Origin of the sequence: Cupriavidus sp. 2TAF22 (assembly GCF_052115045.1) — a bacterium.
GTDB lineage: Bacteria > Pseudomonadota > Gammaproteobacteria > Burkholderiales > Burkholderiaceae > Cupriavidus.
In genome coordinates this window covers 12,524-30,694 of record NZ_JBFRFX010000041.1, presented here as the reverse complement: position 1 = coordinate 30,694, position 18,171 = coordinate 12,524, and the positions used below count along the sequence as shown (strand labels likewise).

17 protein-coding genes are annotated in these 18,171 nt (G+C 63.8%); 15 read left to right on the top strand and 2 right to left on the bottom strand.

Annotated elements, in window-relative coordinates; genetic code table 11:
* Nucleotides 1–44: 44 nt before the first annotated feature.
* The 5 genes from AB4Z48_RS32865 to AB4Z48_RS32845 all read left to right on the top strand — a co-directional run bounded on the left by AB4Z48_RS32865 (nt 45) and on the right by AB4Z48_RS32845 (nt 5,781).
* Nucleotides 45–1,313, top strand: coding sequence for a Rieske 2Fe-2S domain-containing protein (locus AB4Z48_RS32865; RefSeq protein WP_441621780.1), 1,269 nt, complete (start codon nt 45–47; stop codon nt 1,311–1,313).
* A 284-nt stretch (nt 1,314–1,597) separates the two neighbouring features.
* The gene (locus AB4Z48_RS32860) at nt 1,598–2,851 is read left to right on the top strand and encodes an NAD(P)/FAD-dependent oxidoreductase (RefSeq protein WP_441621778.1); all 1,254 of its coding nucleotides are present in this window, start codon (nt 1,598–1,600) and stop codon (nt 2,849–2,851) included.
* Nucleotides 2,852–2,928: 77 nt separating this feature from the next.
* Nucleotides 2,929–4,191, top strand: coding sequence for a DUF3500 domain-containing protein (locus tag AB4Z48_RS32855; RefSeq protein ID WP_441621776.1), 1,263 nt, complete (start codon nt 2,929–2,931; stop codon nt 4,189–4,191).
* A gap of 67 nt (nt 4,192–4,258) precedes the next feature.
* Nucleotides 4,259–5,230, top strand: coding sequence for a quinone oxidoreductase family protein (locus AB4Z48_RS32850; RefSeq protein ID WP_441621774.1), 972 nt, complete (start codon nt 4,259–4,261; stop codon nt 5,228–5,230).
* A gap of 95 nt (nt 5,231–5,325) precedes the next feature.
* Nucleotides 5,326–5,781, top strand: a complete 456-nt coding sequence (locus AB4Z48_RS32845; RefSeq protein WP_441621772.1) for a carboxymuconolactone decarboxylase family protein — start codon at nt 5,326–5,328, stop codon at nt 5,779–5,781.
* Between the two features lie 193 nt (nt 5,782–5,974).
* Here the strand turns inward: AB4Z48_RS32845 and AB4Z48_RS32840 are convergent, their stop codons facing one another.
* On the bottom strand, nt 5,975–6,889 hold the full coding sequence (locus AB4Z48_RS32840; RefSeq protein ID WP_441621832.1) for a LysR substrate-binding domain-containing protein: 915 nt from the start codon (nt 6,887–6,889) through the stop codon (nt 5,975–5,977).
* Between the two features lie 418 nt (nt 6,890–7,307).
* Here AB4Z48_RS32840 and AB4Z48_RS32835 point away from each other — a divergent pair, with 418 nt between their 5' ends.
* From AB4Z48_RS32835 to AB4Z48_RS32825, 3 genes are all read left to right on the top strand, one after another.
* On the top strand, nt 7,308–7,640 hold the full coding sequence (locus tag AB4Z48_RS32835) for a non-heme iron oxygenase ferredoxin subunit (protein ID WP_441621770.1): 333 nt from the start codon (nt 7,308–7,310) through the stop codon (nt 7,638–7,640).
* Between the two features lie 53 nt (nt 7,641–7,693).
* Nucleotides 7,694–8,704: an NAD(P)H-dependent flavin oxidoreductase gene (locus AB4Z48_RS32830; protein ID WP_441621768.1), complete on the top strand. Its 1,011-nt coding sequence runs from the start codon at nt 7,694–7,696 to the stop codon at nt 8,702–8,704.
* Between the two features lie 218 nt (nt 8,705–8,922).
* On the top strand, nt 8,923–10,362 hold the full coding sequence (locus tag AB4Z48_RS32825) for an NAD-dependent succinate-semialdehyde dehydrogenase (RefSeq protein WP_441621766.1): 1,440 nt from the start codon (nt 8,923–8,925) through the stop codon (nt 10,360–10,362).
* Between the two features lie 115 nt (nt 10,363–10,477).
* On the opposite strand, the gene AB4Z48_RS32820 is transcribed toward AB4Z48_RS32825, so the two are convergent.
* Nucleotides 10,478–11,533: a LacI family DNA-binding transcriptional regulator gene (locus AB4Z48_RS32820; RefSeq protein ID WP_441621764.1), complete on the bottom strand. Its 1,056-nt coding sequence runs from the start codon at nt 11,531–11,533 to the stop codon at nt 10,478–10,480.
* 288 nt (nt 11,534–11,821) lie between these two features.
* On the opposite strand from AB4Z48_RS32820, the gene AB4Z48_RS32815 reads away from it, so the two are divergent.
* The 7 genes from AB4Z48_RS32815 to AB4Z48_RS32785 all read left to right on the top strand — a co-directional run bounded on the left by AB4Z48_RS32815 (nt 11,822) and on the right by AB4Z48_RS32785 (nt 18,138).
* The gene (locus AB4Z48_RS32815) at nt 11,822–12,502 is read left to right on the top strand and encodes an SDR family NAD(P)-dependent oxidoreductase (RefSeq protein WP_441621762.1); all 681 of its coding nucleotides are present in this window, start codon (nt 11,822–11,824) and stop codon (nt 12,500–12,502) included.
* Nucleotides 12,503–12,587: 85 nt separating this feature from the next.
* A complete protein-coding gene (locus tag AB4Z48_RS32810; protein WP_441621760.1) occupies nt 12,588–13,595 on the top strand; it encodes a Bug family tripartite tricarboxylate transporter substrate binding protein in 1,008 nt (335 codons plus the stop codon).
* 31 nt (nt 13,596–13,626) lie between these two features.
* A complete protein-coding gene (locus AB4Z48_RS32805) occupies nt 13,627–15,183 on the top strand; it encodes a class I adenylate-forming enzyme family protein (RefSeq protein ID WP_441621758.1) in 1,557 nt (518 codons plus the stop codon).
* Entirely contained in the window at nt 15,180–15,899 is a 720-nt protein-coding gene (locus AB4Z48_RS32800) for an SDR family oxidoreductase (RefSeq protein WP_441621756.1), read from the top strand. Before AB4Z48_RS32805 ends, AB4Z48_RS32800 begins: the two co-directional genes overlap by 4 nt.
* A complete protein-coding gene (locus AB4Z48_RS32795; protein ID WP_441621755.1) occupies nt 15,896–16,672 on the top strand; it encodes a citryl-CoA lyase in 777 nt (258 codons plus the stop codon). Before AB4Z48_RS32800 ends, AB4Z48_RS32795 begins: the two co-directional genes overlap by 4 nt.
* Nucleotides 16,673–16,745: 73 nt before the next feature.
* A complete protein-coding gene (locus AB4Z48_RS32790) occupies nt 16,746–17,288 on the top strand; it encodes a carboxymuconolactone decarboxylase family protein (protein WP_441621753.1) in 543 nt (180 codons plus the stop codon).
* Nucleotides 17,281–18,138 (top strand): SDR family NAD(P)-dependent oxidoreductase, encoded by an 858-nt coding sequence (locus tag AB4Z48_RS32785; RefSeq protein ID WP_441621751.1) that lies wholly within the window; start codon nt 17,281–17,283, stop codon nt 18,136–18,138. The genes AB4Z48_RS32790 and AB4Z48_RS32785 overlap by 8 nt, the downstream gene beginning before the upstream one ends.
* Nucleotides 18,139–18,171 lie beyond the last annotated feature (33 nt).

Sequence of the window (18,171 nt, the reverse complement as noted above, 5' to 3'; positions counted from 1 at the left end):
TCCCTAGCGTAATAACGCGACAACACAATATTTGGAGACACGTAATGCAGTCCGCCTACGGATACCAGACCCCACCAGCCGCTTCCGAACTCACCTCCGTCGAGGCGGGCACCCCAATGGGTGAGCTGCTGCGACGCTACTGGCAGCCTGTCTGCACCTCGGATGAGGTCAAGGACCTGCCGCGTAAGGAAAAGCTCCTTTGTGAGGAGATCGTCCTGTTCCGCGACGGGACAGGACAAGTGGGTGCCTTGAAGCCGCACTGCGCGCATCGCGGCGCTTCTCTTGAATGGGGCCGGGTAGAAGACAAGGGATTGCGTTGTTGCCTTCACGGCTGGCTTTACGACACCCAGGGGCGCTGTGTCGAAATGCCATGTGAAACCCAGGAATTCTGCACGCGGATGAATGTCTGGCAGCCGGCCTATCCAACCCACGAATTTGGCGGGCTCATCTTCGTCTATATGGGGCCGCCCGGCACCGAGCCGGTGTTCCCGATTTATGACGTCGTCGATCCGGACGTGGTGGGCGAGGTCGAACTTCGCGGCATGCGGCTCTGGGGCGACTACGGGATTGGCTACGTCAAGGACTGTAACTGGTTGCAGCATTACGAGAACATTGTCGATCCCTGGCACCTGATTCTGTTGCACCAGGTTATCAGCGGAAACCAAGGGCACAACATGCTCGATGGGCTGACGCAGGAAATGATGGCGCGGGACATGGCCAAGATAGATTTTCAGAAGACGCCATTGGGGGTGCGCTTCAACATGGTGCGCGAGCTACCGAACGGTGACTACTTCATTCGCCACGCCGAATGCATCGTGCCGAACGCCTTCCTCGTTCCCGCCGTCAACGACAGTGGTGCGCGCAAATCGCGCGCCACTGAACTGTCCTGGGCAGTGCCGGTAGACAACGAACATGTCCGCGGTCTCAGCATCGTCGCCTGGCCGCTGGAGGGTGGCGCACCGAAGCCCGGCTGGCGTCCCGGGACCGATATCAGCGACGCGATCCGGCCGGGCGCGGCCTTGGAGCGGAGTTACGAGGAGCGCCAGCGTAAGCCCGATGACCGCGAGGCGCAGGAGGGGCAGCGCGCCATTGCCGTGCACGCGCTCGAAAACCTTGGCACCTCCGACACTGGCGTCGTCATGTTGCGACGCATGCTGCGCGAGCAGTTGAAGCGGCTGGAACAGGGGCTCGACCCACTCAACATCGTGCGCGACAAGGACGCCGCGCGCGGCATTCCGACCTTCACCTGGAACGCGGTCCTCACCGCCAGCGAAGCCGCCGCGCTTGGCGACAACGTCGGGCGCTTCGGGTGATTTTCCGGAGCCCACGTCCCTGGCGCCCGATGCGCCGGGGACGCGTATTCCGCGATGCTCGACGGATTCATCCGCATCGCAGGCGAGTGCAGCGATGTGGAGGTACACGACACCTGCCACGCCTATATCGCGGAGTGCGATCGCGGCTGTAGCCCAATGTGGAGCGAAAACGAGATGCTCAAATTCACCTCCTGCAAGCACCGTCCGGACAGTCGCCTGTCCTACCCATTACCAGCATCGCCAAAAATCTGCGGGCTCGCCTTGCACCTGATGGGTCCCCGGGTATGAAGTACAACTCGACTGTCGTCATCATCGGCGCCGGCCAGGCCGGCTTCCAGGCAGCCGCGTCGCTGCGCCAGGCGGGGTTCGACGGCAGGATCCGGCTCGTCGGCGACGAGCCCTGCATCCCCTACGACCGCCCGCCCCTTTCGAAATCCTATCTTGCGGGCGAAGCCCAGATCGACAACCTTTGGCTGCGGCCGGAGACGTTCTACCAAAAGGAGCGCATCGAACTGGAACTCGGCGAGACCGCGACTGCCATTGACCGGCAGACGCGGCATGTCGAATTCGCCTCTGGCCGCAAGATTGCCTACGACCGATTGGTGTTGGCGACCGGTGCCCGCTGCCGTCCCTTATCGGTCCCAGGTGCCGGACTTGACGGCGTTTTTCCGCTGCGCAACCTCGCTGACGCAGACGCCTTGCGGCCGCGGCTCGCAGAGGCGAGCGAAGCGATTGTGATCGGCGCCGGATTCATTGGCCTTGAATTTGCCGCCGTTGCTCGTCAAGCCGGGGTTGGCGTACGCATCGTCGAAGTCACGCTGCGCCCGATGGGACGCGTTGTCTCCGAGGAGACATCACGCTTCTACACCAAGGCGCACCGGGACTGGGGCTCCGAGATTCTGCTCGGCACTGGTGTCACCCGTATTCTTGGCAACGGCCGCGTCAGCGGCGTTGAGACTAGCGATGGCCGCAGACTGCCGGCCGACCTCGTACTCGTTGGCATCGGCGTCCTGCCAAATACCGAGATCGCCGCGGCAGCGGGGTTGGCGACCGACAACGGCATTGTCGTCGACCAAAACCTGGCGACGTCCGACCCAGCGATTTTTGCGATTGGCGATTGCGCCAACTTCCCCAGCCGCTTCGCGGCGGGACGCTGCCGCCTCGAATCGATTCAAAACGCCGTTGACCAGGGCCATGCCGTCGCTGCTGCAATCGTCGGCAAGCCAATACCTTATGACAAGGTGCCATGGTTCTGGACCGACCAAGCAGATTTGAAATTGCAGATCGCCGGCAACACCGTCAGCCGTGATCGCGTAGTGCTGCGCGGCGATCCTGAGAGCCGCAGCTTCTCAATGTTCTGCTTCCGCGCCGGCACGCTGACGGGCGTGGAATCGATCAACCGGCCGAGCGACCACGTGATCGCGCGCCGGCTGCTGCTTGCCAGCCCGCGCCTGTCCCCAGAACAAGCCGGCGACCCTGATTTCGATCTGCGGGCGTATGCCACCAGCGTTTCGCGACGCGAGGCGGCGCACACATGACGATCGAATAACACGGGTGTGTTTCCAATCTTGGCTTGCCATTGAATGGCGAACGAACAACTGGGAGGACCGTAGAGATGGCGGGAGAAACTGCAAATTTCGGATTGCGCAACTGGCCGCCGGCGCCGGCAATCCGACCATTCGAGCCGACACCGCGCCAGCAGAAGATGCGCGACCTGGCGCTAGCCGGCCTGGCCGAGCCGTTTCGCGGAATAAGCTGCGCAGCCTCGCTAGTCGAGGGGCCATCCCCGCGCACTGCCACCGGCGCCTCCCTTGCCCCGTTGGTCGACGCGGCACACACCTTTCTCGCGAGCCTCGACGCCAGGCAGCGGCAAGCCGCCTGCCTGGCCATCGACGATGACGCGGGCCGGCAGTGGTCCAACATTCATGCCTGGTTGATACCGCGCAATGGGATTTGCCTTGCCGATCTCGACCATAGCCAGCGCGAGGCAGCGCTGGCACTGCTGCGCGAGACGATGAGCGAGACGGGTTATCAAACCGCGCGTGACGTCATGCGCCTCAACGAGCATGCCCTAGAGATAACGGGCAAGCCTGAGGAATACAGCGAGTGGTACTACTGGATCAGCATGTTCGGCACGCCGTCGCCGAACGCCCCCTGGGGCTGGCAGATCGATGGTCACCACCTGAACGTCAATTGCTTCGTGCTCGGTCACCAACTCGTCATGACGCCGACCTTTATGGGGTCGGAGCCCGTTCTGGCGCGGTTCGGCAAATATAAAGGTCTCCGCGTGTTTGCCGCTGAAGAGGAACACGGCCATGCGTTGATGGGCGCGCTGTCGGCCGAGGCGCGGCAACAGGCGACCATCGGCACTGACCTGCCGCGGGAAGTGTTCGCTGGTCCGTTCAACGATAACCGGCATATCGAGCCGGGCGGCATCCGTTATGCGGACCTGCCGCAGGAAGGCCGTGAGCGTCTCGAGGCGCTGCTGGCGACCTATGTCGGGCACATCCGCCCCGGTCACTCGGCACTGCGCTGGGACGAGGCCAAACGCCACCTCGCCGATACGCATTTTGCCTGGATCGGGCCGTTTGACGAGTCCAGCCCGTTCTATTACCGCATCTTGAACCCGGCAATCCTCGTCGAGTTCGACCACCAACCCGGCATCGTCTTTGACAACGATATGCCGTCGCGCGACCACATCCACACGCTCATTCGCACACCAAATGGCAGGGATTATGGCAAGGATCTGCTGCGCCAGCATTACCTCCAGTGGCATACCGGTGGGCACGGTACCCATACCCACTCGCACACCCACGGGTCACCCGCCCGTAGCACGGCTGAGCCCGGCGGCCGAAGTCCGGCCGAACCGCCGAAGTGAACGCCTGGCCGACGACGCATCGGCACGACTAAACCTGCAATGCTTAACCAACTGAAGGAGACGACTGATGCCCTACGCCATTCGCATTCACGAGACCGGCGGACCCGAGACTCTCACTTGGGACGAGATCTCCATCGGAGATCCTGGTCCGGGAGAAGTACGCCTTCGCCAGACGGCCGTCGGCGTCAATTTCATCGACACCTACTACCGTACCGGCCTCTACGAGCTGCCGTTGCCCTTGATCCCGGGGCGCGAAGCCGCCGGCGTGGTGGAGGCAGTCGCGCCTGACGTGACTTCGCTGAAACCGGGCGACCGCGTTGTTTATGGCGGTACGCAAGGCAGCTATGCCGAAGTCCGGCTCATGCCTGCCGATCGCCTCATCAAACTTCCCGACGGGATTAGCGACGAGCTCGGTGCCGCAATGATGCAGAAGGGCATGACCGCCCAGTTCCTGTGTCGCCAGATCTACCCGGTCGGCAAGGGTGACACGATTCTCGTGCATGCCGCCGCGGGCGGCGTCGGCCTCGTGCTCTGCCAGTGGGCCAAGCATCTCGGCGCGACCGTCATCGGCACAGTGTCAACCGAGGAAAAGGCGAAGCTTGTGAAGGCCCACGGCTGCGACTATCCGCTGATCCACGGCAAGGATGACTTTGTCAAAGCAGTGAAGGAGATCACAGGCGGTGTCGGCGTCCCGGTCGTCTATGACTCGATCGGCAAGGACACCTTTATGAGATCACTCGACTGCCTTAAGCCACGCGGCCTCATGGTGTCATTCGGCCAGGCGTCCGGCGCGGTGCCGCCGTTTGACATCAGCATCCTGAATAAAAAGGGCTCGCTATTCCTGACTCGCCCTACCCTCAATGCCTACCTGGAGACCCGTGCGCAGGTCGACAAGGTTGCCCAGGACGTGTTCGACGTCGTGCAGTCGGGGGTAGTGAAGGTGTACATCGGCCAGCGCTTTCCGCTCAAGGACGCAGCGCAAGCGCATCGCACCCTGGAGTCCCGCAAGACAACGGGCTCCTTGGTGCTTCTACCCTGACATAAAGCGCCACGTTCTACCTCACGATGTCGAGGTGCTGGCTCGATCATCGGCAAGCTCACGACATCACAGCTCGAAAGAAAAGGATGCCATTGATGACACACGCCAACTTCGACATGAATGCGGTCAGAAGCAAGATCGGCTCGTACGCCGATACGCTAACGCCTCTCGCTGATCGCGAACAGGAATACAAGGACCTGGTCGGTTTCGTGCCGCCGCGCATCGCCGCCCGACTTGCCGTGACGGGCGCGCTCGATCCGATACTGCTTGGTATGCAAGAGGACGTGCGCCGCCGCGCTATGTATCCGACATGTTTCGATACGAAGACCGCCCAGCTCATGGCATTCGGCATCCTCCTTGTCAAACTACTCGATGCAGCCACGTTGCACGCTCGCGCGGCGCGCCGTGCCGGTGCGACCTGGGAAGAGCTGCAAGCGGTCGTCAATCTCGCCTACTTATACGGTGGCATGCCGATCGCGAACCGCGGAGCGGAGATCATGGCTCAGCTGGCTGCATCCGAGATCGAGGTCCGGACCGATCCCACTGCCTAGCCGCAAAGGCGGCTCAAGACGTCTTGAATGATCCGCCATCGCGGCGGCTCTCCCCCCGCCGTTCTTGCCAAATACCGGAAATGAAATGCCGCAGCGCATGCCCGGTGGTGAGCGGCGGTGTCCTGGCATCGAGACGCTAGTTGGGCCACCTTCCGCAGGGCACTGAGAGGCCTGGCGGATTACGACTCCAGTCCTACCGATCAGGCATGGCGGCAAGCCAGCGCTGCTCGTCGGCAAACCGCTCGATCAGCATGTCGAGGAGCAGCCGGACCTTGGTGCTTAAGTGTCGCCGATGGGGGTAGAGCGCGACGATCTCCAACTCCTCTGTCCGGTAGTCGGGCAGCAGCGGCACCAGCGCGCCAGAAGCGAGAAGATCAGAAACAATAAACGGGGGGCACAGCCACAATCCGAGTCCGGCAGTTGCAGCCGAGCGCATGACGGTAATGCTGGCGGTGACCATGTTGCCCGACACGCGAGTGGTCGTTGTATTGCCGGCAGCATCGATGAAACGAAACTCGTTGCGGAAGAGCGAATAGGCGTAAAGCAGGCAGTTGTGGCCGGCCAGGTCTGCTGGCGTGTGCGGTGTGGAGTGCGTGTCGAGATAAGCCGGCGCACAGTACAACTGGTAGTGCCATTTCGCCAAGGTCCGTCTGATCAGGGTCGAATCAGGAGGCGATACAGGCATGATCGATAGGTCGAACCCATCCCGCACGGGGTCGATCGTCGCGTCGGTCTCGAAATCCAGCGAGACTTCCGGGTACTTGGCCGAGAAGTGGGTGGCGACAGGTGCAATAAAGCGGTCCAACGAGTGGTGGCAACGCAGGCGGAGACGACCGCGCGGAGTCGCCTGCAACGCGCTGGTATTTTCGTCCGCTTCCGCCAGATCCAGCAGGATCCTCGAGCAGCGTTCGTAATATTCGCGGCCAATCTCCGTCAGGCTGACATGCCGCGTGGTGCGGTTCAACAGGCGCACACCGAGGCTGTCTTCCAGCGCCTGTACCTGGTTGCTGATTGTCGTTGTCGAAAGGTCGAGGCGCCGCGCTGCCATGGTGAAGCTGCCGCTTTCGACAACGCGGACAAAGGCGGTAAGACTGGCCATCCGATCCATGCGTTCCACCGACCATCGCGTCACAGTTGACAGTCACTCATGATGGAGCGCCAAGCCAGCGTTTGTCAATGTGGCTGTCGTATCGCATCAAGCACATCGCTTTCACTTCCGCGGCTGTTCCTGCCCTGGATTCAGCCACATTTCTTCCCGCAAATCTCAATTGCGCGTCTCTCGCGATCGGCGCCGCGCCGCTGTGCGTCGGATATGGCGGCAACCAGTCCGCCCACAGGGGGAAATGCCCTCCAACCAGGTACATGATTTTTTCATGTCACCTGAAAGTCTATCCCGTTTTCGGGGAGTTATTCCCTCGGAAAAAGCGTTTATCTTGGACCCAATGCAGACGGGCCGCCATGTTGATCCAAACCGTCTGATTGACAAGAAACGCGTCAGGAAAAACCAAGTGAAACGGAGGTGAAACATGCCCAAAGGTCATGATGTTTGCAGCGTTGCCGAATTAAAGTCGGGCGACATGAAATGTGTCTTTATGGGAGCCACGCGGGTTCTGCTCGCCAACGTGGACGGCAAGGTCTACGCGACCAGCGATATCTGTTCGCACGCTTTGGCCTATCTCTCGGACGGATACCTCGAGGGCTCTGTAGTCGAGTGTCCGCTTCATGGTGCGCAATTCGACGTCATAACCGGGAAGGCGTTGTCGCCGCCGGCAGACGGAGATATTGAAACCTACGAGGTCACAGAGGCAGACGGCAGGATCTTTGTAGCCCCAGTGGAATTGGCGCTCGCGAAAAGCTGAGCCAGACCCATAGACCTGATAGATGCTCAATCTGAGCGTGGAGGAATACTGATATGCCTTTCGAAACAGCGTTGACCAGAGCGCTTGATTTGCGCGTTCCGATCTTGGCGGCCCCTCTCGGACGAGGTACAAACGCGGAATTTCTCGGAGCGATGGCCAATAGCGGCAGCTTCGGGTTTACTGCGCTGGCGCATATGGCGGAAGAGACTGTAAGCGACGAGCTTGCAGCGATAAACCGGGTCACGAACGGCCGGTTTGGTGCCAATCTCACCTTGGTCGTTGATCAACGGAAGCGGCTCGCTGCAGCATTGGATGCCGGCGTGCGCGTCTTCTCTCTATGGCAAGGAGATATCGAGCCCTATGTTCGTGCCATCAAGGATGCGGGCGGGCTTGTTTTCTGGACAGTGGGTGACGCAGAAGATGCGGCGCGGGCAAAGGAGTTGGGCGTCGACTTTATCGTTTCTCAAGGAAGGGAGGCTGGCGGTCATTTCGTAGGAAGCGCACCTACGATGACGCTCCTCCCCTCCATTGTTGACGCCGCGAATGGGGTCCCCGTGGTAGCTGCGGGCGGTATTGCAGACGGCAGGGGCCTGCTCGCTGCGATGGCTCTTGGTGCTTGTGGCGTTTGGATGGGAACGCGCTTTGTTGCGAGCAAGGAATCGGCCAATCACAGCGGTTACAAGGAACGCGTTGTTTCAGCTCGCGCGCGGGATCTTGTCGAGACCGAGCTCTTTGATCCGGTTGGGCAGGAATGTCCCCATTGGGTAATTCGCAACTCCACATTCTCTAAATGGGAAGCGGCCGGTTGCCCACCCGCCGGTCAACGACCTGGGGAAGGCGAGCCTATATCGCGCTTTCCGAATGGAAAGCCACTCTATCGCTATAACGTCGCGGCGCCTTGGGACGCCATGGAGGGAGAATGGGAAGCTAGCCCACTCTATGCCGGCGCCACAGTTGAACTCATACATGATGTGAAGTCTGTCGCAGAGATCGTTACGGAGATCGAGGCAGCGGCGCAGGCCGCGCTTGCCAAGGTTGCTCACTGGCAGACCGTCGTCAAATGAGGCAGGTGATCTATCAGAATGACAATCCACAACGGATCTTGGCGCCAGGCCTCGAATGGGGATGCGGCGCGCGACGTTCCGGGGCACCACGTAGCGTTCAGTCGCGAAAWCGGGACTCGCAAGTGCATCGCCGGGTGTGCAGAGGGGTGTCAGCTGAAGGCTTCGCGCAGTGCGCCAAGGCGCTGGAAGATGCAACCAGGAAAGAGGAGTTGGCGTAAATGACATATCCGAATACTCAGTTGTTGATTGGTGGTGAGTGGGCCGACGCGCAGAACGGCGAGACCATGGACGTGGTGAACCCGGCCACCGGCCTCGTCATCGGGAACGTGGCGAAGGCCTCCACCGCCGATCTCGATCGCGCGCTTGAGGCCGCACAGAAGGGTTTCGAGGGCTGGCGCGACGTGCCTGCCAACGAACGGGCCCAGATCATGCGCCGCGCCGCCGCGCTGATCCGCGAGCGTGCCGATACGATCGCCCCCTGGATGACCCAGGAACAGGGCAAGCCGCTGGCCGAGGCGAAGGTTGAGACGCTGGCCGCCGCCGACGTCATCGAATGGTTCGCCGACGAAGGCCGCCGCGTCTACGGCCGCATCGTCCCGTCGCGCAATATCGCCGCGCAGCAACTGGTGATCAAAGAACCGGTCGGCCCGGTCGCGGCGTTCACGCCCTGGAACTTCCCGATCAACCAGGCCGTCCGCAAGGTGTCGGCCGCGCTTGCCACGGGCTGCTCGATCATCGTGAAGGCGCCCAAGGAAACCCCGGCATCGCCGGCCGCGCTGATGCGCGCGTTCGTCGACGCCGGCGTGCCGGCGGGCGTGGTGGGCCTGGTGTTCGGTGACTCCGCCGAGATCTCCAGCTACCTGATCCCGCATCCGGTCATCCGCAAGGTCACGTTCACGGGTTCGACCCCGGTCGGCAAGATACTGGCGGCCATGGCCGGCCGGCACATGAAGCGCGTGACGATGGAACTGGGCGGTCACGCCCCGGTGATCGTCGCCGAGGACGCCGACCTGGAACTTGCGGTCAAGGCCGCCGGCGGTGCCAAGTTCCGCAACGCCGGCCAAGTTTGCATCTCGCCGACACGGTTCCTGGTCCACAACAGCGTTCGCGCCGAATTCGCCAAGCGCATCGCCGCCCACGCCGAAAGCCTGAAGGTCGGCGACGGCCTTTCCGAAGGCACTACGTTGGGCCCGCTGGCCAATCCGCGCCGCGTCATGGACATGACCAGCCTTGTGGAAGACGCGCTCAAGTCGGGCGCCAAGCTGGAAACTGGTGGCACGCGGATCGGCGACGTCGGCAACTTCTTCGCACCGACCATTCTGAACGACGTCCCGCTCAACGCCTGCGTGCTCAATGAAGAGCCGTTCGGCCCGATCGCGGCTATCCGCGGCTTCGACAAGATCGAAGAGGCAATCGCCGAAGCCAACCGCCTGCCGTTCGGCCTGGCTGGCTATGCGTTCACGACGTCGATCGCAACGCTCCACATGCTGTCGCGCCGTCTCGAAGTCGGCATGCTCTGGGTCAACCAGCCGGCAGCGCCGTTCGCCGAACTGCCGTTCGGTGGCGTGAAGGATTCCGGCTACGGCTCGGAAGGTGGGCCAGAAGCGCTCGAAGCCTACCTGAACACCAAGACCGTCAGCGTCATGTCGGCAGCCTGATCGATATTGCGCGCCCGCATGCCCGGCGGCACAGGTCGGGTCGCGGGCGCCGGCTTAGAACAGGCCTTGAACCTTTTCGGGATAGTCTCCCGACATCTCCCTCGGAAGACTTCGCTTATCTCGACTCAGGCGCATGTGCGATCCCGCCGGGCCGCCCGTGTGCCGCCGAAGCTGACGACTCACCCAGAACCAACTCAAGCGGCACATTCACGCTACGTGGTTGTTTCACACCCTCCCCGGTCAACCGGTCAAGCATCAGATGTGCGGCCGCCTCCGCGGCGCGCTCGATGTCAAAGCGCAAAGTGGTTAGCGGGGGATACATCAACTCAAGCGTCTCGGGCGTACCGATGCCGATCACCGAAAGGTCTCCGGGAATATCCAACCCCGCCTTGCGCGCAACATAAACGGCGCCAGAGAGCAGGCGCGTTCCTAGTCCGATGATTGCGGTCGGGGGCACGGAAAGAGCGAGCATGGTCGCCATTTGGGTGCGTGACGAATCGATCGCCGAGCGTGACATGCAAACTAATTCGGGGTCGAACTCCAGACCCGCCTCCGCAAGGCCATCCCGGTAGCCGAGCAGCTTTTCGCGCCCTGGACGAATGTGCTCGCCGGGCCCGAAAAACGCGATACGGCGGTGACCTAATGAAACAAGATGTGCCATCGCCTGCTTCATGCCGCTACGGTGATCCAGATAGACGGTATCCATTGGTAGCGGCGTTTCCCGATCCAGAATCACCACCGGCAGGCTGCAGTTGCTGAAGAGGCTGTTGGCGGGGTCCGCGCTCTCCAAGCTCGGCGCGGCGATGATGCCCTCCAGCCGGCGGCTCTCGAACAGCGCAACCAGGTCGCGGTCGCGCTGTGGCTGGTCCAGCGTATTGCCGACCAGCATGGAGTACCCGGCAGCCTGCATATGCCTCTCGACTTCGCGGAAATGCGCCGCCAGCAGCGGGTTTCCGATGTTCGAAACGAGATAGCCAACCGTCTTGCTGCGCCCGGTGCGCAGATGGCGGGCTGCAAAGCTGGGCTCATAGTTCAGTGCCTCCACGGCCGCGTGCACCCGGGCTCTCAGCGCCTGGCTGGCATAGCCGGTGCCGTTCAGAACCCGCGACACGCTGCCGATGGAAACCCCCGCCGCCTCAGCCACATCTCTGACGGAAATCCGTTGCGTCATGGTCTTCCCTAATGAAAACGTTCCACAGTTGGACGCCAAATTTGTTGCCTGATAACTTATCACAAACGGAAATCGTTTTCACATTTCCCCACATTAACTGAGACAGCACCAAACTATCCAATGCAGCCAGACCGTCCTTCGCGCCCCATTTCCGCGCCCGCCGGCGCCGGCCTTGCAGGCGAGGCCATGTGTGGATCGCTGGGCGGCCAACGCATCCTCGTTGTCGGAGGCGGACAGCTCCCTTCCGCCGATACGGGGAATCCTGTCAACAACGGACGCGCCATCTGCATGACCCTGTCCCACGCTGGCGCCAGCATCGCCTGCGCCGACAAGAGCACGGAGGCAGCGGAACTCACCGTACGCAGTGTGCGGGACGGCGGCGCGGTGGCCATCCCGGTCGATGTCGCCAGCGCCGGCGGCATCAAAGGGATGGTCCAGGCTGCACGCGCGGCGCTGGGCGGCCTCGACGGACTCGTACTAAACGTGGGCATTAGCCGCCGCGAGCGCCTGGCGGAACTGACGGCCGACAGCTGGGACGAGGTGATGGCGGTCAATCTGCGCGCGCACATGCTGACCGTGCAGCAAGCCTTGCCGCTTATGTCCATGCACGGCGCCGTCGTATTCGTGTCTTCAGTTGCGGCCAGGCTGCCCGCGGGAATGAATCCGGCATACGAAGCCTCGAAGGCAGCGCTCGGTGCCCTGTGTCGTGCGACCGCGCTGGCCGGGCAGCCTAACCACATACGCGCCAATGTGGTCATGCTCGGCCTGATCGATACGCCGATGGGCCGCGCGGCCTCCGCGGCGCGGCCTGGACGCACCGCCGCCTTGCCGTTCGGGCGGCAAGGCACGCCCTGGGAGGTCGCGCATGCAGTGCGCTTTCTGCTATCGGCGCAAGCCTCCTATATCAACGCAGCCGAACTTCCCGTCGACGGTGGCTTAAGTGCAGGCGTTGCATCTGCGCCGTCCTGAATCCCGCTAGGCGGCTGGCACCAAGCCTGGCGCGGCTCCACCCGGAGCTTGCCGCCGGCAACAACTACGACAACGGAGACATCCCATGCTTCACAGACTGATCTGTGCGGTCGCGGCCGCGCTCGCCCTGCACATTGCGGGGCCGGTACGGGCCGAGGCCTATCCCTCACGGCCAATCCGATTGGTGGTGCCGTTCCCGCCCGGCGGCGCCGCGGACATTTTCGGACGGCTGCTCAGCCAGCAACTGACCCAAAGCCTCGGGCAGCCGGTGCTGGTGGAGAACCGCGCCGGCGCTGGCGGCAACATCGGCGCGGCCGCCGTCGCCAACGCGGCGCCGGACGGCTATACCTTGCTGCTGGGCACGATCGGCACCCATGGCATCAACCCGACGCTGTATGCCAACCTGCCCTACGACCCGAAGAAGGACTTCCAGCCTGTGGCCCTGGTTTCTTCCGGCGCGAATGTGCTGATCGTCAACTCTGCCTTGCCGGTGCGCAATGTGAAAGAACTGATTGCGCTGGCCAGGAGCAAACCTGGCCAGTTGATGATGGGCTCGTCCGGCAATGGAAGCAGCATTCATATGTCCGGTGAACTCTTCGAGCATATGACCGGCACACAGCTCACGCACGTGCCCTACCGCGGTGGCTCGCCCGCGCAGACCGACCTGATGGGCGGGCGGGTCCAGTTGATGTTCGACAACCTGCCCACCTCGCTGCCGCTGATCGCCAAGGGCCTGGTGCGCCCTCTCGCCGTGACCTCGGCGCGCCGTTCGCCCGCACTGCCGGATGTGCCGACCGTTGCCGAAGCCGGCGTACCGGACTACCTCGTTAGCAACTGGAGCGGCATCTTCGCGCCTGCACACACGGCGCCGGAGATTGTGAACCGGCTCAATGCCGCGGTCGGCCAGGCCGTGACAAGCCCGGCGCTGCGCCAGCGCTACGCGCAGATGGGCGCCGACAGCGGCGCGGACCTCGGCACCGGCAGGAACGCAGGCAGCCAGCCGATGAGCGCAGCGGAATTTAGCAGATTTGTCGATGAGGAGATGAGCAAATGGGCAAGGATCGTCAAGGTATCGGGAGCACGGGCGGAATGAGTGAAATGAACGAGACGCAACGGATGAAAACATGCAGCCAATCGACTACCTGCTGAGAACCGCCAGCGCCACGCCGGCGCGCATCGCCTTGCAGGCGTCCGGCGAATCGCTGACCTATGGCGAGCTGACGCAGAAGGTGCTCGCGCTCGCAGCGGCCTTCCAGGCGCTGGACTCCACGCCCGGATCGCGCGTCGGCATCTGCGCCGGCAATAGCGTGCAGCATGTGCTCGCGCTGCTGGCTACGCTGGCCGCCGGCAAGTGCTGGGTGCCGCTGAATCCGCGCGCCTCGGTCCACGAACGGGCCCGTATCGTCGACTTCACCGAGCCGTCCATCCTGGTGGTGGAAGACAACGGCCCGAGCCAATCCGGCACGATCACGCAGGGCACCCGCGTGATCGCCTGCGGGCCGCAGGCATCCGGCCCGGACAGCTTGGCCGGACTACTAGCTGCCTGGCGCGGCCGCGTCCCGCTACGCGTGCAGCGCGAACTTGGCGAAACGCAGGCCATCAAGTTCACCGGAGGTACCACCGGCGCGCCCAAGGGCGTCATGCAGTCGCTGCGGACCTGGAACACGACAGTGGTGTCCATCCTCACCGCAATGCAGTTGCGCGAGGACGAGCGCTATCTCGCCGTGGCTTCCATTACCCACGGCACATCTACCTTCCTGCTGCCGGTGTTCGCGCGCGGCGGCACGGTAGTGCTGGCGGATACGACGAGGCCGTGCGCACTGCTCGATCAGCTGGAGCGCGAGCGCATCACCGCGGTGTTCATGCCACCCACGCTGATCTACGATTTGCTGGACGAACCGGGCGTAGGCGCCCGGGACTGGTCCGCGCTGCGGCACCTGATCTATGCGGCGGCGCCGATGCGCGCCGACCGAATTGCCCAGGCCATCGAAGTCTTCGGCACCCTGGAGACCTCGTTCGGGCAGACCGAAGCCCCCGGCATCATGGCTTTCCTGCCTGCCAGCGAAATGCGCGACCCCGCCCGCCACGGCTCTGTGGGACGTGCCACCTGCCTGACCGAGCTCGCCATCATGGGGCGCGATGGCAGGTTGCTGCCGGCTGGCGAGACCGGAGAGATCGTGGTGCGCGGCGACCTCGTCATGTCCGGCTACTGGCGCCAGCCCGGCAAGACCGCCGAGGCACTTGCCGATGGCTGGCTGCATACGGGCGACGGCGGCTACCTGGACGCGCAAGGCTACCTGTACCTGAAAGACCGGTTGCGCGACGTCATTATCACGGGCGGCTTCAACGTGTACCCAAGCGACGTGGAGAACGCGCTCGGCGCCCATCCCGCGGTGTGCCGCTGCACTGTGCTCGGCATGGACGACCCGCGCTGGGGAGAGGCCGTGCATGCGGCCGTGCAACTGCATGCCGGCGTCACCGCCAACGCCGCCGAATTGCAGGCGTTCGTCAAGGAACGCCTGGGTTCGGTGCAGGCACCCAAGCGCATCCATTTTGTGGAAACCCTTCCGCTCACGGCCAACGGCAAGGTCTCGAAGCTCGAAGTGAAGACCCTGCTCGCCGCCAGTGCATGCAATTACGCCAACGACAACCCTCAAGGCAAGGAGCCTCTTTCATCATGACACCGACAGATATCCTGGTAACCGGCGGCTCCGGCGGCATTGGCTGGGCCCTGTGCAAGACGCTGCGCGAGCGCGGCCACACGGTAGTGAACTTCGATCGGGTGGCACCTCCCGAGGCCGGCGTGACGCATTTCGTCGAAGTCGACATGGCCGAGCCGGCGCAACTCGCCGCCGCGCTTGGCGAAGCCACGGCCAGCTTTGCCTTCGCCGGCCTCGTCAACAACGTGGCGACCCTGCGGGCGGCGAGCCTGGAGGAAACCAGTCTTGACGACTTCGACAAGCAGATCGATGTCAATGTCCGGGCGGCGCTGCAATGCACTCAGGCACTGGTGCCGGCCATGCGTGCGGCGCGCCACGGCCGCATCATCAATATCTCCAGCCGTGCCGCGCTGGGCAAGGAACTGCGCACGGCGTACTCGGCCAGCAAGGGCGCCCTGAACGCCATGACGCGAACCTGGGCGCTGGAACTCGCGGCGCACGGCATCACCGTCAACGCCGTTGCTCCGGGGCCCATCGCCACGGCGGCGTTCGGCGAAGTCAACCCGGCCCGGGATGCGTTGACGCAGCGCATTGTGAACGGCGTGCCGGTCAGGCGGCTAGGCAAGCCGGAAGACATCGTCCACGCTGTCGAGTTCTTTCTCGACGAACGCGCGTCCTTCGTCACCGGGCAAGTGCTGCACGTCTGCGGCGGCATCACCGTGGGGCTGAGCGCATGAATGGCGTACGCACCGAGATCGGCTACACCACACCCGATCGCATCACGCTGCGCGGACTCGACCTGGCCACCGAGGTGATTGGCAGGCTGGATTTCGTGCAAACGCTCTGCCTGGTCGCGCTCGGCCGCCTGCCCAGCGCGGCGGAAGCACGGATGATTGACACGCTGCTGGTGACCGCGGTCGATCACGGGCTGACGCCAAGCGCGATCAGCGCCCGCATGACCTGGCTCGGCGCGCCGGAATCCTTGCAAGGCGCGGTCGCCGCAGGATTGCTGGGCGCCGGGGAGCGCTTCCTCGGCACCGTTCAGAACATGGCGGAGATGCTGTTGCAGGAAGGTGCAACGCTGGCGGCTGATGCTGACGGCGACACCATCGCGGCGCAGGCACGGCACATCGTCGCCGCTCGCCGGTCAGCCGGCAAGCCGATACCTGGCGTGGGCCATCCGATCCACGCGCAGGGCGACCCGCGCGTGCCGGCCCTGATGGAGGCAGCCAGGGCAAACCACTTCCACGGCAAGTATTGCCGTCTTGCGCTTGCACTCGGTGAGGCCTGCGATGACGGCGCGCGCCGCGCCCTGCCGCTCAACGCCGCTGGCGCGATCGGCGCGATCCTCGCCGAAATGGGGCTGGACCCGTTGTTCGGTCGAGGCCTGGCGCTGATCGGACGCTGCGCGGGACTCGTCGCCCACTTGATCGAGGAATGCGAGCAACCGATCAGCCAGCAGGTATGGAACCTGGTCTTGCGCCAGGACGCTCGCAACATATTGCCGTAAGCGGCCAACCCTTCTACCCCTGTTCCCACCACGACATCACCTGCCGCAAGGCAGGAAACGGAGACAACGCAACATGGCAAGATTGCCTTATTTCGATGTGGACAACGTGCCCGGCCGCCTTGGCGAGCAACTGCGCGGACGTCCCGCCCTGAACCTGTACCGGGTGCTGCCGCATGCGCCAGAGATCGCGCTCGGCTTCCTCGGCCTCGGCCGGGCCATTCTCACCGAGACCGTGCTGCCGGCGACGCTACGCGAGCTGGCCATCCTGCGGGTGGGCGCGCTCAGCGGCGCCAGCTACGAGGTGCATCAGCATCGCCGCGTGGGGCGCGCCGCCGGCCTGCCCGAGGAAAAGATCGATGCCGTGCTGACGCCCGACGCCAACGGCGACTTCAGCGAAACCGAGCGCCTTGTCATCGCATTTACCGATGCCGTGGTGCGTGACGTCAAAGCGCCGGCGGCGCTCTACGCGCAGGTTGCCGCGGCGCTGGACGCGCAGATGATGGTCGAGCTGCTGGCGACCATCGGCTTTTACATGCTGGTGTCGCGCCTGCTGGAAAACCTCGAAGTCGATATCGAAAACCCACCGCTGGAAAAGCTGGAGCTGCGTCATGACTGAATTCCTGGAAAGTCGTCCGGACCAACAACTCTTTGCGCCCGCGCTTGGCCTGCCGCGCCGCGAAGGTCGGCTCGCCGGGCGCCGCATCCTGGTGGTCGGCGCGGGCCAGCGCCGCACCGTCGATCCGGTGCCATCCGTGGGCAACGGCCGCGCCATGTCGCTGCTGTTCGCGCGTGAAGGCGCGGCCGTGGCATGCGCCGATATCGACATTACCGCCGCGCAGGACACGGTCGACCACATCCGGCTCGAGGGCGGCGTCGCCGTGCCGGTCCAGGCGGATGTGGCGGACCCCGCGCAGATCGCGCGCATGGTGGCGCAAGCCAACGCCGCGCTGGGCGGGCTCGATGGCTTGGTGGTCAACGTCGGCATCGGCAACCAGAATCGCTTCGGCGCGGAGACGCCTGAGGACTGGGGCCGTGTGCAGGACATCAACCTGCGTGCCCCGATGTTCTGCGCCCAGGAGGCGGCCGCGGTCATGCCCGCCGGCAGCGCCATCGTGTTCGTCGCCTCCACTGCAGCAATCTCGCCACTGAGCGGGCTGCCTGCCTACGAAACCTCGAAAGCCGCATTGATGGCGCTCGGCCGTGCCGTGGCGTTCGCCGGGCAGCCCAGCGGCTTGCGCGCCAATGTGCTGGCACCGGGACTGATCGACACCCCGATGGGCCGCGACGCCTCGCGCGCCAGGCCCTCGCGCGCAAGCCGCCCGCTGCCGTTCGGCCGGCAGGGCACAGGCTGGGAGGTTGCACATGCCGCGCTCTACCTGATCAGTGCCGAGTCCTCCTATGTCAACGGGCAGATGCTCATTGTCGATGGTGGCCTGTCGATCGGTGCCGTACGCGCCGCGGGCTGAAGGTTGGTGCACAGCCGGGCCTGTGCCGTGCAA

What these genes read in the sequence shown, in the direction of transcription:
- AB4Z48_RS32865 (WP_441621780.1), top strand. Translation starts at nt 45, where the DNA reads ATGCAGTCCGCCTACGGATACCAGACCCCACCAGCCGCTTCCGAACTC.
- AB4Z48_RS32860 (WP_441621778.1), top strand. Translation starts at nt 1,598, where the DNA reads ATGAAGTACAACTCGACTGTCGTCATCATCGGCGCCGGCCAGGCCGGC.
- AB4Z48_RS32855 (WP_441621776.1), top strand. Translation starts at nt 2,929, where the DNA reads ATGGCGGGAGAAACTGCAAATTTCGGATTGCGCAACTGGCCGCCGGCG.
- AB4Z48_RS32850 (WP_441621774.1), top strand. Translation starts at nt 4,259, where the DNA reads ATGCCCTACGCCATTCGCATTCACGAGACCGGCGGACCCGAGACTCTC.
- AB4Z48_RS32845 (WP_441621772.1), top strand. Translation starts at nt 5,326, where the DNA reads ATGACACACGCCAACTTCGACATGAATGCGGTCAGAAGCAAGATCGGC.
- AB4Z48_RS32840 (WP_441621832.1), bottom strand. Translation starts at nt 6,889, where the DNA reads ATGGATCGGATGGCCAGTCTTACCGCCTTTGTCCGCGTTGTCGAAAGC.
- AB4Z48_RS32835 (WP_441621770.1), top strand. Translation starts at nt 7,308, where the DNA reads ATGCCCAAAGGTCATGATGTTTGCAGCGTTGCCGAATTAAAGTCGGGC.
- AB4Z48_RS32830 (WP_441621768.1), top strand. Translation starts at nt 7,694, where the DNA reads ATGCCTTTCGAAACAGCGTTGACCAGAGCGCTTGATTTGCGCGTTCCG.
- AB4Z48_RS32825 (WP_441621766.1), top strand. Translation starts at nt 8,923, where the DNA reads ATGACATATCCGAATACTCAGTTGTTGATTGGTGGTGAGTGGGCCGAC.
- AB4Z48_RS32820 (WP_441621764.1), bottom strand. Translation starts at nt 11,533, where the DNA reads ATGACGCAACGGATTTCCGTCAGAGATGTGGCTGAGGCGGCGGGGGTT.
- AB4Z48_RS32815 (WP_441621762.1), top strand. Translation starts at nt 11,822, where the DNA reads ATGACCCTGTCCCACGCTGGCGCCAGCATCGCCTGCGCCGACAAGAGC.
- AB4Z48_RS32810 (WP_441621760.1), top strand. Translation starts at nt 12,588, where the DNA reads ATGCTTCACAGACTGATCTGTGCGGTCGCGGCCGCGCTCGCCCTGCAC.
- AB4Z48_RS32805 (WP_441621758.1), top strand. Translation starts at nt 13,627, where the DNA reads ATGCAGCCAATCGACTACCTGCTGAGAACCGCCAGCGCCACGCCGGCG.
- AB4Z48_RS32800 (WP_441621756.1), top strand. Translation starts at nt 15,180, where the DNA reads ATGACACCGACAGATATCCTGGTAACCGGCGGCTCCGGCGGCATTGGC.
- AB4Z48_RS32795 (WP_441621755.1), top strand. Translation starts at nt 15,896, where the DNA reads ATGAATGGCGTACGCACCGAGATCGGCTACACCACACCCGATCGCATC.
- AB4Z48_RS32790 (WP_441621753.1), top strand. Translation starts at nt 16,746, where the DNA reads ATGGCAAGATTGCCTTATTTCGATGTGGACAACGTGCCCGGCCGCCTT.
- AB4Z48_RS32785 (WP_441621751.1), top strand. Translation starts at nt 17,281, where the DNA reads ATGACTGAATTCCTGGAAAGTCGTCCGGACCAACAACTCTTTGCGCCC.